14 protein-coding genes and 1 tRNA gene are annotated in these 13235 nt (G+C 75.1%); 6 read left to right on the plus strand and 9 right to left on the minus strand.

All coding sequences use genetic code 11. The features are described 5' to 3' along the window. Positions 1-40: 40 nt before the first annotated feature. On the plus strand, positions 41-829 hold the full coding sequence (locus tag ACTMTB_RS04830) for a hypothetical protein (RefSeq protein ID WP_441142738.1): 789 nt from the start codon (positions 41-43) through the stop codon (positions 827-829). A gap of 18 nt (positions 830-847) precedes the next feature. Here ACTMTB_RS04830 and ACTMTB_RS04835 read toward each other — a convergent pair whose 3' ends face one another. The 4 genes from ACTMTB_RS04835 to ACTMTB_RS04850 all read right to left on the minus strand — a co-directional run bounded on the left by ACTMTB_RS04835 (position 848) and on the right by ACTMTB_RS04850 (position 4997). Continuing rightward, on the minus strand, positions 848-2431 hold the full coding sequence (locus ACTMTB_RS04835; protein ID WP_441142740.1) for an ATP-dependent DNA ligase: 1584 nt from the start codon (positions 2429-2431) through the stop codon (positions 848-850). 146 nt (positions 2432-2577) lie between these two features. Then, positions 2578-2784: a hypothetical protein gene (locus ACTMTB_RS04840; protein WP_088975693.1), complete on the minus strand. Its 207-nt coding sequence runs from the start codon at positions 2782-2784 to the stop codon at positions 2578-2580. 77 nt (positions 2785-2861) lie between these two features. Continuing rightward, positions 2862-4214 (minus strand): dipeptidase, encoded by a 1353-nt coding sequence (locus ACTMTB_RS04845; RefSeq protein WP_441143977.1) that lies wholly within the window; start codon positions 4212-4214, stop codon positions 2862-2864. Between the two features lie 36 nt (positions 4215-4250). Continuing rightward, complete coding sequence (locus ACTMTB_RS04850) at positions 4251-4997, minus strand: uridine kinase family protein (RefSeq protein WP_441142742.1); 747 nt, start codon at positions 4995-4997, stop codon at positions 4251-4253. Between the two features lie 179 nt (positions 4998-5176). On the opposite strand from ACTMTB_RS04850, the gene ACTMTB_RS04855 reads away from it, so the two are divergent. Then, on the plus strand, positions 5177-5578 hold the full coding sequence (locus tag ACTMTB_RS04855; RefSeq protein ID WP_154942725.1) for a rhodanese-like domain-containing protein: 402 nt from the start codon (positions 5177-5179) through the stop codon (positions 5576-5578). 138 nt (positions 5579-5716) lie between these two features. On the opposite strand, the gene ACTMTB_RS04860 is transcribed toward ACTMTB_RS04855, so the two are convergent. The 3 genes from ACTMTB_RS04860 to ssb all read right to left on the minus strand — a co-directional run bounded on the left by ACTMTB_RS04860 (position 5717) and on the right by ssb (position 9222). Continuing rightward, complete coding sequence (locus ACTMTB_RS04860) at positions 5717-7261, minus strand: cobyric acid synthase (protein ID WP_441142743.1); 1545 nt, start codon at positions 7259-7261, stop codon at positions 5717-5719. After that, the gene (locus tag ACTMTB_RS04865; RefSeq protein ID WP_441142744.1) at positions 7258-8343 is read right to left on the minus strand and encodes a cobalamin biosynthesis protein; all 1086 of its coding nucleotides are present in this window, start codon (positions 8341-8343) and stop codon (positions 7258-7260) included. Before ACTMTB_RS04865 ends, ACTMTB_RS04860 begins: the two co-directional genes overlap by 4 nt. A gap of 138 nt (positions 8344-8481) precedes the next feature. After that, the gene (gene ssb, locus ACTMTB_RS04870) at positions 8482-9222 is read right to left on the minus strand and encodes a single-stranded DNA-binding protein (RefSeq protein WP_441142745.1); all 741 of its coding nucleotides are present in this window, start codon (positions 9220-9222) and stop codon (positions 8482-8484) included. A gap of 353 nt (positions 9223-9575) precedes the next feature. Between ssb and ACTMTB_RS04875 the strand changes: the two genes are divergently transcribed. Continuing rightward, on the plus strand, positions 9576-9998 hold the full coding sequence (locus tag ACTMTB_RS04875) for an HPF/RaiA family ribosome-associated protein (RefSeq protein ID WP_441142747.1): 423 nt from the start codon (positions 9576-9578) through the stop codon (positions 9996-9998). Positions 9999-10094: 96 nt separating this feature from the next. Continuing rightward, on the plus strand, positions 10095-11150 hold the full coding sequence (locus tag ACTMTB_RS04880; RefSeq protein WP_441142749.1) for an alpha/beta hydrolase: 1056 nt from the start codon (positions 10095-10097) through the stop codon (positions 11148-11150). A 7-nt stretch (positions 11151-11157) separates the two neighbouring features. On the opposite strand, the gene ACTMTB_RS04885 is transcribed toward ACTMTB_RS04880, so the two are convergent. Further along, positions 11158-11850, minus strand: coding sequence for a hypothetical protein (locus ACTMTB_RS04885; protein WP_441142751.1), 693 nt, complete (start codon positions 11848-11850; stop codon positions 11158-11160). A gap of 148 nt (positions 11851-11998) precedes the next feature. On the opposite strand from ACTMTB_RS04885, the gene ACTMTB_RS04890 reads away from it, so the two are divergent. Continuing rightward, a tRNA-Arg gene (locus ACTMTB_RS04890) sits at positions 11999-12074 on the plus strand. 68 nt (positions 12075-12142) lie between these two features. Here ACTMTB_RS04890 and ACTMTB_RS04895 read toward each other — a convergent pair. Then, a complete protein-coding gene (locus tag ACTMTB_RS04895; protein ID WP_257028134.1) occupies positions 12143-12376 on the minus strand; it encodes a GntR family transcriptional regulator in 234 nt (77 codons plus the stop codon). Positions 12377-12553: 177 nt separating this feature from the next. Between ACTMTB_RS04895 and ACTMTB_RS04900 the strand changes: the two genes are divergently transcribed. Beyond that, positions 12554-13081, plus strand: coding sequence for a hypothetical protein (locus tag ACTMTB_RS04900; protein WP_441142753.1), 528 nt, complete (start codon positions 12554-12556; stop codon positions 13079-13081). The last annotated feature ends 154 nt before the right edge of the window (positions 13082-13235 follow it).

Here is a 13235-nt window from a genome sequence, read left to right on the forward strand (position 1 = left end):
GCGGGCCACGGGACAGCGGAGGACGTTGTAGTGTCCGCCCGTGATCAACGAGCCGGCGACCCCTGATCCCACCACCGCCCGGTCGGAGCCGGCGACGGCGGCGTACCCGGCCTACGACCCGTGGAGCGCCATGCCGCCCTCGGACGCCCCGCCGGTCACCGCCCAGTTCTCCGCGCCGCCGGCACCGCACACCGCACCCACCGCGCAGTTCCCCGCGCCGCATTCCGCCGGCCCGATCGCGCCGTACCCCGCCGCCCCGACCGCGCCGTACGCCATGCCGCCGGCGGGACCCGTCGCGCACGTACCCTCGCAGTCGCCGCCGACCGCGCAGCTGCCCGTGGCGTACTCCGCGCCGCCCGCGACGGCGCGGTTCTCCGCGCCGCCGGCCCACTTCTCGGCGCCGTCGGCGCCGTTCCCGGTGCCGGCCCAGTTCTCCGCGCCGGCGCTGCTGCCCGCCGGCTACCCGCCGGCCCGGCCGGACGTGGTGGCGGTGCAGATCGGCGAGATCGTGGTCACCCCGCCGGTGATCCGGACGCCGACCGGGGTGCTGCCGCTGGCCGGCGCGTCCTGGCAGGTGACGGACTTCTGGCAGAAGGAGGAGAAGATCGCCACCTGGGCGCTGGTCTGCGCCATCGTGGGCTTCTTCTGCCTGACCTTCTTCAGCCTGCTCTTCCTGCTGGTCAAGGAGACCCGGCACCACGGCACGGTCCAGGTGACGGTCGTCAACGGGGCACACCAGTACGTGGCCCGCATCCCGGTGATGGACCAGGGCCAGGTGCAGCACATCAACAACCAGGTGAACTACGCCCGGTCGCTGTCGACGTTCTGATCCCGGCGGCGGCGCGGGTCAGCCGCCGGCCCGCCCGGCGTGGATCGCCCGGACCATGTCGATGGTGTCCGCCTCGGCGGCGGACTTGTCCTCGCGGTAGCGCACCACCCGGGCGAAGCGCAGCGCCATCCCGCCCGGGTAGCGGGAACTGGTCTGCACCCCGTCGAAGGCGATCTCGACCACCTGCTCGGGGCGGACCCGGACCACCCAGTCGCCGCGCTCGACCGCCAGCGACAGGAACCGCTCGGTCTGCCAGCGCAGCAGCTCGTCGGTGAGGCCCTTGAACGTCTTGCCGAGCATCACGAAGTCGCCGGTGCGCGGATCCCGCGCGCCGAGGTGCAGGTTGGAGAGCCAGCCCTGCCGCCGGCCGCTGCCCCACTCCACCGCCAGCACCACCAGGTCGAGAGTGTGCCGGGGCTTGACCTTCACCCAGGCCGCGCCGCGCCGGCCGGCGTCGTAGGGCGCGTCCGGCGCCTTCACCACGACGCCCTCCTGGCCGGCGTCGACGGCGGCGGCGAAGGCCACGCCGGCCCGCTCGGCGTCCTCCACCTCCATCCGCCCGACCAGCAGCGACTCGTCGACGGCGCCGGCCAACGCCGCCCACCGTTCCCGGCCGGGCCGGTCGATCAGATCCTCGCCGTCGATGTGCAGCAGGTCGAAGAAGTACGGCGTCAGCACCGTCTCGCCGGTCGTCTGGGCGGCGGCGAGCACCGCCGGGGCGACCGGAGCGCCGCCGGTGGTGCTCGGCGTGGTGCGGCGGGCGGCCCGGCTGGAGGTCTGCTGGAACGGCAGCGGGCGGCCGGTGGCATCCAGCCCGATGGCCTCCCCGTCGAGCACCAGCTCGCGGGCGGGGAGCGCGCGCACGGCGGCGACCACCTCGGGGACCCGGGCGGTGCACTCGTCGAGGCTGCGGGTGAAGACGGCGATGTCGTCGCCGGAGCGGTGCACCTGGATCCGGATGCCGTCGAGCTTGACGTCCACCACCGCCGGTACGCCGGTGGCGTCGAGCGCCGCGTCGACCGACGGGGCGCTCTGCGCCAGCATGGGGGCGAGCGGTCGGCCGACCTGGAGCCCGAACTCGGCCAGCGCGGCGGCGCCCCCGGAGAGCGCGGCGACCGCCACCGCGCGCAGGTCGCCGGCGAGCAGCAGGGCCCGGCGGACGGCGGCGACCGGCACCTCGGCGGCCCGGGCGATGGCGTCGGCGAGCAGCCCCGCCTGGGCACCCTGGCGCAGCTCTCCGCTGAACAGCCCGACCAGCAGCCGCTGCTCGTCGGCGGTCGCGGCGGCGAAGAGCGCGCCCAGCAGCTCCCGCCGGCGGGCCTGCGAGCCGGGGCCGCTGACCGCCGCGATCCGGTCGACCGCCGCGTCCACGGCGGCCACGGTCAGGGACGGCTCGGCGGCCGGTGCGGGCAGGTCGCGCAGGGCGGCCCAGCCGACGCCGGTCTGCCGCTGGCGCAGCTCGCCGGCGAGGTAGCTCGACCCGGCCGGCACCTCGGCCGGGTCGAGCGCCCGCAGCGCGGCGGCGAGCAGCTCCACCTTGGCCCGCCGGCCGCTGGTGGCGCCGACCGCCGCGGAGGTGGCTGCCAGGTCGAGGAACCGCACGCCCTCATCCTGCCAGCCACCCCCGACACCACCCGGGCATTGCCGTGCCCGGGCCGTCCTGGTGGGCGGCGCGGGTCAGAGGCTGTCGGGAAGCCCCGGGGCGAGCGAGGCGGAGTCCAGCCGGCGCGAGGTTTCCCGACGGCCTCTCAGGCGGAGACGGGCTCCTCGATGCGCAGGCCCCGGGCCCGCACCTCGTCGGCGACCCGGGAGAGGACGCCGTCGAGGGCGACCAGCGCGGCCGAGAGCTCGCCGAGCTGTTCCTTGAGCGTGTCCTCGGGCCACGCGGAGACGTCGACGTCCCCCAGAGCACTCACGGCGGCTTCGAGCCGCGCCATCACGTCGTTCGTACGCATGTTCGAAAGGCTATAACAGCCCTGCGCCCGACACACCGCAAACTCCGACATCGGCCCCGAAGTTACGGTTCCGTCACCTAATCGACCTGGCGTCCCGCCTCGGCCACCCGGGCCAGCAGCAGCGCCTCGGCCAGGCAGACCCGGGCGAACTCGCCCAGGTGCAGGCTCTCGTTCGGGCCGTGCGCCCGCGCGTGCGGGTCCTCGACGCCGGTGACCAGGATCGCCGCCCGCGGGAACATCTCCTGGAAGGTGGCGATGAACGGGATGGAGCCGCCGACGCCGATGTCCACCGGGTCGGTGCCGTCCCAGGCGGTGCGGAAGGCGCCCCGGGCGGCGTCGAACATCGGCCCGGAGGCGTCGATGACGCAGGGGTCGCCGTCGTGCTCGAAGGTGACCGTCACGCGGGCGCCCCACGGCGCGTGCTTCTCCAGGTGGGCGCGGAGCGTGTCGTACGCCCGCTTCGGGTCGTCGCCCGGCGCCAGCCGTACGCTCAGCTTGGCCTTGGCCGACGGGACCAACGCGTTCGGCGCCTCGCCGGTGGCCGGGGCGTCGATGCCGAGCACCGCCAGCGCGGGCTTGGTCCAGAGCCGGTCGGTGATCCGGCCGGTGCCGAAGAGCGCGGCCCCCTCGACCAGCCCGGCCTCGGCGCGGAACCGGTCCTCCGGGTAGTCGACGCTGGCGCCCTCCCGCCCGACGAGACCCTCGACGGCCACGTCACCGGCGTCGTCGTGCAGGGTGGCCAGCAGCCGGACCAGCGCGGTCAGCGCGTCCGGCACCGCGCCGCCGAACATGCCGCTGTGCACCGCGTGGTCGAGGGTGCGCACCTCGACGAAGCAGTTGACGATGCCGCGCAGCGAGGTGGTCAGCGCCGGCACGCCGATGTCCCAGTTGGTGGAGTCGGCGATCACGATCACGTCGGAGGCGATCTCGTCGCGGTGCTCGGCGAGCAGCCGCTCCAGGGAGTCGGAGCCGTACTCCTCCTCGCCCTCGATGAAGAGGACCACGCCGACCGGGAGCTGGTCGCCGAAGGCGCGCAGCGCCGCGACGTGCGCCATGATGCCGGCCTTGTCGTCGGCGGCGCCCCGGCCGTAGAGGCGGCCGTCCCGCTCGACCGGCTCGAACGGGTCGGACTCCCAGAGCGACAGGTCGCCGACCGGCTGCACGTCGTGGTGGGCGTACAGCAGGACGGTGGGCGCCCCGGGCGGCGCCGGCTTCGTCCCGATCACCGCCGGCTGGCCGCCGGAGCGCACGATCCGGGTGTCGAGGCCGCAGCCGCGCAGCAACTCCGCGACCGCCTCGGCGGAGCGCTCCACGTGCGAGTGGTCGAAGCCCTCGAAGGCGATGCCGGGGATGCGGACGAGTCGTTCCAGATCGGCGCGGACACCGGGCAGTTCACGCTCGACGGCGGCCCGCACCTCGGACTCGGACATGATCGGTGTGGTCATGACCGGCATCGTATGACGGCCTTACCCCGGCGCACCTCGCGAGGCCGCGTCGCCGCAGCTCGCGGGGTGGCGCACGAGGTAGCGCGCGGCGTCGTGCGGCAGCGCCGGCGCGCCGTCGACCACCAGGTCCGCGTGCGCGAACGTGCGGTCGGCGGCGAAGTGCGCGCGTTCCCCGGCGTGCCAGCGACGCAGCTCCGGCAGGATCTGCGGGCCGTCGCGGTCCAGCGCCCGGGCCCGCCGCAGCGGCGCCGGGGCGGTGACGAACACCGCCAGGCTCAGCTCGGGGCGGATCGCCGCCCGCGCCGCGCTCACCCCCTCCACCACCAGCACCGGCGCGACCGGCACCGGCACCGCCCGGGGCAGGAAGCCCCGCCGCACCCAGCTGTAGCGCTGGTACGCCCCGGGTTGCCCGGCCCGCAGCGGCGCCAGCACCCGCTCCTCCAGCCGGGACCAGAAGGTGAACTGGTCGTCCCACCCGTCGAGCAGGTCGTCGGTGTGCACCACCGGTGGCCGCTCGCCGCCGGGCAGCGCGGCGAGGGCGTCCGCGAGGCGCGCGGCGAACACGCTCTTGCCCGCGCCGCTCGGCCCGTCGACCGCCACCAGTCGGGTACGCCCCAGCCGCGCCGGCCGGGCCAGCACCCGGCGGGCCAGCGCCGCGTACGCCTCCACCACCGCCACCCGCGGCCGGCCGGGCTCCTCGCCGGCGTCCTCCCGGTCTCCCGGCACCCGGCCGGGAACCTCGCCGGCGTCCTCCCGGTCTCCTGTCACCCGGCCGACGCTAGCGCCGCCGGGAGCCGCGCGAACGCCCGGCCCGGTGGCCGTCTGCCCTGGTCGCGCCGGGTAATCGCGGTGTTGTCCCCCGTGAGCCTGGTTCCGTCTTCCGCCCGGCCGTTTCGCCCGGCGGTCGCTCCGGTGACCGGCATGATCTGGATGTGCTGCATGACGTGATGAGTCCGGGCGTGGACGCCCTGCTGGAACAGGCCCGTGCCGGGCTGCGCCGGCTGAGTCCGCAGGAGACGGTCGAGGCGGTGCGGGCCGGTGCCCTGCTGGTCGACACCCGTACCGAGTCGCAGCGCCGCGAGCAGGGCGAGCTGCCCGGCGCGGTCGTCATCGACCGGACGGTGCTGGAGTGGCGGCTGGACCCGGCGAGCGAGTGGCGCATCCCCGAGGCGACCGGGTACGACCGGGAGATCGTCGTGGTGTGCCGGCAGGGCTACGCCTCCAGCCTCGCGGCGGCGAGCCTGCAGGCGCTGGGGCTGCGCAACGCGACCGACATGATCGGCGGGGTGCAGGCGTGGCGGGAGGCGGGGCTGCCGTTCTCCGACGAGCCCGCCGACATCCGCCCCTGACCGGGCCGCGCCAGTCGGGCCGGGCCGCGCCCGCTCAGCGATGTCGGCGAGGTTGCGGTATCCCAGCGAACGGGATACCACCACTTCCCCCCGTAACCGGTGTCGATCAGGCGGCGGCGCGGCCGGTTCCCGGGATGATCAGGTCGCCGGCGGGGCGCCGGGCGGGATGAACGGCAGGTCGGCCGGCGCGCCGGTCTCGACCAGCCGCCACAGCGCGTCGGTGTCGAGGTGTTCCTCGACGAGGTCCCCCAGCAGGTCGAGCGAGCGCTCGCGGGCGGCGGCGAAGGCGGTGTCCGGCGCCACCCGGAAACCGTGCCGCCCGGCGGTCCGGGCCACCTCGGTGAGGAACCGGCGGCGGAACTCGTCGGACTCGAACGCGCCGTGCCAGTGGGTGCCGTACACCGCGCCGAGCCGCGCGCCCTCGCCGTCGCCGTCGGCGTAGGTCAGGAGCGGGGGCAGGCCCGGGTCGGCGGTCGAGACGTACCCGTGGTGGATCTCGTAGCCGCGCACCGGGACGCCACCGGCGGCGGTGCCCACCGCCTGCCGGACGGTCTTGCGCCGGTCGAAGGTGATCTCGACGGGGAGCAGGCCCAGCCCGGGGACGCTGCCCCGGCGGCTCTCCACCGGGTCGTGGATGGCCCGGCCGAGCATCTGGAAGCCGCCGCAGATGCCGAGCAGCGGCCGGCCGGCAGCGGCGTGCGCGGTGACGGCGTCGGCGAGGCCGGTCTCGCGCAGCCAGGCCAGGTCGGCGACGGTGGACTTGGAGCCGGGCAGGACGATCAGGTCGGCGGCGGCCAGTTCGGCGGGCTCGACGGTCAGCCGGACCCGGACGCCCGGCTCGGTGGCGAGCGCCTCGACGTCGGTGGCGTTGCTGATCCGGGGCAGCCGCACCACGGCGACGTCCAGCCAGTCGGTGCCGCGTGGCGCGGCGGGCCGGCCGAGCACCCGCCCGTACGCGAGGGAGTCCTCGGCGTCGAGCCAGAGGTCGAGGTGCCAGGGCAGCACCCCGTACGTCGGGCGGCCGGTGACCCCCCGCAGCATGTCCAGCCCCGGCTGGAGCAGCCCCAGGTCGCCCCGGAACTTGTTGATCACGAAGCCGGCGACCAGCGCCTGGTCGGCCGGGTCGAGCAGGGCGACGGTGCCGAACATCGAGGCGAACACCCCGCCCCGGTCGATGTCGCCGACCACGATGGTGGGCAGGCCGGCGTGCCGGGCCAGGCCCATGTTGACGTAGTCGCCGGCCCGCAGGTTGATCTCGGCCGGGCTGCCGGCGCCCTCGCAGATCACCACGTCGTACGCCTCGCGCAGCTCGGCCAGGGCCGCGTACGCGGTCTCGGCGAGCTTCGGCCGCAGCTCGCGGAAGTTACCGGCGGTGACGGTGTCGACGGCCTCGCCGAGCAGCACCACCTGGCTGGCCAGGTCGCTGCCGGGTTTGAGCAGCACCGGGTTGAACCGCAGGTCGGGGGCGAGCCCGCAGGCCGCGGCCTGCATCGCCTGCGCGCGGCCGATCTCCCCGCCGCGGCCGTCGGGGCCGACGACCACCGCGGAGTTGTTGGACATGTTCTGCGCCTTGAACGGGGCCACCGCGACCCCCCGGCGGTGCAGCCAGCGGCAGATGCCGGCGGTGAGCACGCTCTTGCCGGCGTCGGAGGTGGTGCCGGCGACCAGCAGCCCGCCGCTCACCGTCCACTCCCCCGGCCCGCCCCGGCGTCGACCACGCCCCGGGCGGCGACCGCCGGGCCAGCCGGTCGCCGGTCCGTGGTGGGGGCGAACCGTGGACGCAGTGCGCGCAGCGTCCGCCGGCCGGCGGCGTCCACCAGCCGGCCGACGGTCAGCGGGTAGGTCGCGGCGATCCCGAGCGCGGCCAGCCCGACGGCGCCGGAGATCCGGGCGGCCCGCCGGAGGTGCCGCGCCTCGGGGCGGGGGCCGTCGCCGAGGAACGGCCGCACCTCCGAGCGACCGAAGTACACGTTTCGCCCGCCGAGCCGGACGCCGAGGGCACCGGCCATCGCCGCCTCGCACTGGCCGGCGTTGGGGCTGGGGTGGTCGTCGCGGTCGCGGCGCCAGACGTGCCAGGCGCGGGCCCGGTCGCCGTGCGCGGTCGGGGCGAGGGCGACCGTGAGCAGCCCGGTCAGCCGCGCCGGCACCAGGTTGAGCCCGTCGTCGAGGCGGGCGGAGGGGGTGCCGAAGCGGGCGTAGCGGGGCGAGCGGTGGCCGACCATGGCGTCGAGCGTGTTGGCCGCGCGGTAACCGAGCAGGCCGGGCAGGCCGGCGACCGCTCCCCAGAGCAGCGGGGCGACCACCGCGTCGGAGGTGTTCTCGGCGACCGACTCGACGGTGGCCCGGGCCAGCTCGGACTCGTCGAGCGCGGACGGGTCCCGCCCGCAGAGGTGGCCCAGGCGGCGCCGGGCCGCCGGCAGGTCGCCGCCGCGCAGGGCGGACCCCATCACGTCGGCCTCGTGCCGCAGGGTGCGCCCGCCCAGCACCGTCCAGGTGCCGGCGGCCACGAGCAGGCCCTGCAGCACCGGGTGTCGCCGGGTCGCCACGGTGGCGGCGGCACCGAGCAGCACCGGCGCGCCGACGGCGAGCGTGGTGAAGACGGCGCCGGCGGCCCGGTCGGGGCGGTAGACCCGCCGTTCCAGGGCACCGGCCGCGCGGCCGTAGCCGGCCACCGGGTGCCAGCGACGCGGGTCGCCGAGCAGGGAGTCCAGGGCGTACCCCGCCACCAGCCCTGCCGCGTTCGCCGCGGCGGTCGCCTGACGCACCTCGCACCACCTCCGGCCGGCCAGCCTAGCCGTACGGCGGGGTGACCGACGCCGCCGTCGCCACCCCGCCCCCGTCCGTACACCCCCGTCGGGCCGCAGCGGCGCCACCGGCGCGGCTCACCGCTCCGGCCCGCCCGGTCAGGCCGGCACCGGCACCCGGCCGCGCCCGCGCCGACCCCGCCCGGCCGGCGCGACGGCGGCCTCCTCCGGTGCGGCGTCCAGCTCGCCCTCCCCGGCGCCCTGTTCGCCGTCCCCGGGCACCGGGGCCAGCTCGTCGCCGGACGCCGGAGCGTCGTCGCCCTCCTCGTCGAACGGGTCGGTCAGCTCCGCCAAGTCGGTGCCGGGAACTTCGTGGCCGGCGCGGGGCACGGCGAAGCCGGAGAACTCGAAGTCCTCGTCGAACGGCCGGTCGTCCGGCGCGGCCGGCGCCTGCTCGTGCGGCACCGGCTCGGTCGGCTCGCCCTGCACCCGGCCGGCCGCCTCGGCGTCCTCGACGGTGCTGGTGGCCATGGTCGGCTTGTTGCGCAGGAACCGGCCCCGGCCGCGGGACAGGTCGTGCCCGACGGCGACCGCCTCCAGCTCGTAGAGGGTGCGGTGGTTGCCCGCGTCGTCGGTCCAGTCGCGGGTGTAGAGGCGGCCGGCCACCACCACCGGGTCGCCGACCATCACCGAGGCCGCCACCCCCTCGGCCAGCTTGCGCCAGCAGTTGACCCGGACGCGGAGGCTGTTGCCGTCCACCCACCGGCCGCTGTCCCGGTCGAGCCGGCGGGCGGTCGAGGCGACCTTGAAGTTGGCGACCAAGGTCTTGCTCTGCGTGGTGCGGCGCCACTCGGGGGCCGTCAGAACATTACCGACAATTGTTACATAGGTATCGAACATTGTCCCCTCCCAGGGGTTCAGGGCCTGCCGTGGCGAGTCGACTCGGTGCCGAGCCTGGCCGGGTAGGCGCCACGGGGCGAGCGGCCGGACCGGGGTTGTGGACGACGGGAGGGGCTGTGGACAACGACCTGATCAAGGTCCCGGTCTGCTAGGGCCGGGCGGCCCTGGGTGGCCGTACCGGGTGTGACCAGGATCGGAAGGCGGGGTCACCCGGCGTGGGATCGACTCCGGCTGGGTATGGATTTGATCAACCGAGAGCCAGCACGGCACGAGGTTCGATGAGAAAGGTCAGTGACGATGATTCTCAGCTCGCGTACCACCGGCCCCGTCCGCACCGAGCGGGAGGTGCGGCGATGAGCGCGGTGACCAACCCGGCGACCGTTGCCGAGTGCCTGCGCGTCGGCGCCGGCTTCTCCCAGGGCGACCGGAACTGGATCGTGGAACAGTTCGCGACCCTGGACGCGCGGCTGGCCGCGTTCCACGCCGACGCCACCGAGCTGGAGGTGTCGGTGAAGGACCGCGAGGCGCGCGGGCAGAAGGTCACGCTGGAGTGCTGGATCGCCGGTCGGCAGAAGATCGTCACCACCTCCAGCGAGGAGGAGCTGCGCGCGGCGCTCCACGACGTCCGCGACGACCTGCGCCGGCGGCTCAACGACGCCAAGACGCGGCAGGAGCCCCGGCACAACAAGCACGTCCGGGAGATCGGCCAGCCCGGCCCCGACCAGGTGGCCGACGCCGACGCCGGCCTCGAACGGGTCGACGCCGAGACAGCCTGAGCCACGCCTCGACCGTCCTCGTCCGACCGGTGCGGTCGGACGGGGACGGCAACGGGGGGCTACCGCCCGGTAGCTTCCGGGCGTACCGTCGCCTTCGTGGAACCGGACGTGCTGGGGCCGCCGTACGAGCGGCAGACGATCGACCTGGGCGCCGACGACGAGGGACCGGTGGTCGCCACCCTGGTCCGGCGGCGTGCCGAGCGCCCCACCGGGCGGGCCGTGCTCTACGTGCACGGCTTCGTCGACTACTTCTTCCAGACCCACGTCGCCGACTTCTTCGCCGAGCGCGGCTGGGACTTCTACGCGCTCGACCTGCGCAAGTACGGTCGCAGCCTGCTGTCGCACCAGACCCCGAACTTCTGCCGCGACCTCGGCGACTACTTCCCAGAGCTGGACGCCGCCGCGAAGATCATCCGCGAGGACGACGGGCACGACACCCTGCTCGCCATGGGCCACTCCACCGGCGGCCTGATCCTCTCGCTCTGGGCGCACGCCCGACGCGACGCCGGTCTGGTCGACGGGCTCTTCCTCAACAGCCCGTTCTTCGACATCAACGCCCCCTGGCTGGTCCGTCGACCCCTCGCGGCCGCCGTCTCCCGGCTGGGCCGCCGCGCGCCGCAGCGCGTCCTCCCCTTCGGCCTGGGCACCGTGTACGGCGAGAGCCTGCACGCCGAGCACCGCGGCGAGTGGACGTACGACCTGGCCTGGAAGCCGCTCGCCGGGTTCCCCGTCCGGGCCGGCTGGATCAACGCCATCCGCACCGCCCAGCGGCAGCTGCGCGCCGGGCTGGAGATCCCGGTGCCCGTGCTGCTGGCCTGCTCGACCCGCAGCTTCAAGGGCACCAAGTGGCACGATGCGGCGGCCCTGGCCGACGCCGTCCTCGACGTCGAGCACATGGTGCGCTGGGCGCCCCGGCTCGGTCGCCACGTCACCCTGGCCCGCTTCGACGGCGGCCTGCACGACCTGACGCTCTCCGGCCCCGCCGTACGCGAAAAGGTCTTCGCCGAGGTCGGGCGGTGGGCCGAGGCGTTCCTCGGCGCGGGCCCGACGAGCGCCGGCCCCGACGCGACGGACCCGGCCGGCGCCGCGGTCCCGGGCAGCCGGGAGCCGGCCGCGGACACCGCACCGGCGGGGGCGCCGCAGGCCGGCTGAGCGGCGCTCAGCCGCCGGTCGGCAGCTCGGCGGCGATCCGGTCGAAGGTGGCCACCCGGTGGTCGCCCTCGCCGGGCAGCACCAGGCCCAGGCAGCGCAACCCGACCTCCCCGGCCGGGTCGGCCTGCACGCCGAAGACGGGCGCGCCGACGTACCCGGCGGGCAGCTCGCCGGTGATCCGCAGGCCGTCGCCCGCGCGGACGGCCCGCTCGACGGCCACCTCCAGCGGGCACGACCCGTCGTCGCCGACACCCAGCGCCAGCACGATCGCGGTGACCGGCTCCGCGCCGATCCGGGCGACGTCGTCCGCGCCGGCCGCGACCGCGTCCGGCACCGGTTGGGTACGCCAGCCCCAGCCCTGCCCGGCCGCCCGCTCGTGCAGCCCGGCGGTCGGCAGCACCGCCACCCCGAGATCGGGCAGGTGCGCCCACCGGTCGGCGAAGTGCGGCAGGACCAGCGCGTCGGGGGCCACCCCGGCGGGCTCGGTGACGCTCGGCCGCAGCCCGACCTCGCCGGCCTCGACCCGGGTCACGACGTCGGCGGTGAGCAGGTACTCCCCCGTCGGATGCGCGAAGAAGAACGCGGTGCCGGCGGGCCCGTCGTCGGCCGAACCGGCCGGGCGGACCGGCAGGATCGCGCGCCCCAGGAGCTGGCACAGCTCGTAGGCGACCTCGTTCTCGGCGTCCGGTTCCAGCAGCACAAACCGAGGGTACGGGGCGCGCCCGGCCGGAACCCGGATGACCGGACGAGCGACGGCGTGCGACGCTGATCACCGCGCCGCAGCGGGCACCCGTTCCCCCGCGGCCCGGGGGTGCGGCGGTACCCTCTTGGCGCGACACGCACGCCGCGCGCCCGTAGCTCAGCGGATAGAGCAGGGGACTTCTAATCCCAAGGCCGCAGGTTCGAATCCTGCCGGGCGCACCACTGTCACCAGCGGAAACGCTGATCAGGCTGATCTTCGACATAGCCCGGTACAACCGCGTCAGCCGTGGTCAACCCTGCTCGGCAACGAAGGTGCCCCGCGCGTGAACGGTGACGACCAGGCCCCTGTCGCGCAGCTCGCGCATGGCCATCCGCACGGTGCCTCGGGCAACGCCGTAGGTCTGCTGCAAGTGCAGTTCGCTCGGCAACGGCTGCCCGGGAAGGAGCTTGCCCTCTTCGATCTGCTTGGCAAGCAGATCTGCCAACTGCCGGTAGAGCGGCACATTGGACAGCGGGCTCGTCATGGGCGAGAGCGTAGGCACGCACATGATCTGTACGTGTTCGGGGTTGTCCAGACTCTAGACGTCTAGTCACTAGACGTACATGGACTGTACGTTTGTCGTGGCCAGAACAGAGGCGGCCCCCGACCAGCGATTGCGCCGCTGATCGAGGGCCTTGATCGCCTAGCTAGGAGGCGACCCGTGAGCACCCTACCCACCCTGCCCATCTGCGGAGAGCCCGCGACGGTCCGCATCGAGCTGTACACCGCCTACTCCCTGGACGCCTGCGCGTACACCTGCCCCGCGCACACCACCCACGCCACCGCCCTAATCGCCCGCGCCGGGCTGGACGCCCATCCGGTCGGCCTGGCACCCGACGTGGCTCGGCCCTGCGGCTACGTGCACGTCTACGCGACCGGCACGCTTGCCGAGCCGGCCGACCAGGGCCACCCGCGCTGGTGCGACCGGACCGACTGCCAGCGCCGAGGCGAGCATCGCTCCCGCGCCCGGCACGTGAACACCAACCGGCCGGAGACGTTCATCGTTGACGTGGCCCTCGTCCAGGCTCTGCACCCGGCCGCCGAGCCGATGGTGAACCTGACCAGTGTGGAAGGCAGCGCCGCGGCCAGCCTCGTCCTGTCGATCGGGCAGGCGCGCGTACTGCGGTACCGGCTGGCCCACCTGCTCGGCATGGCCAAGGCAGGCCCCAACGGCGGGCGTTGGGTGTAGTCCCCACACACGCACAGCAGAACGGGCCGCCTACCTTGCTGGTGGGCGGCCCGTTGCCGGTACATGGCCGGGAAGCAGTAGCGGGCCTACGCCGCCTCGCTCTCATCCACCGCCTGCTGGGCACCGGCGGCGCGGCGGCGCGGAGTTTCCTGGC

The organism is Micromonospora sp. L32 (assembly GCF_052068055.1).
GTDB lineage: Bacteria > Actinomycetota > Actinomycetes > Mycobacteriales > Micromonosporaceae > Micromonospora > Micromonospora purpureochromogenes.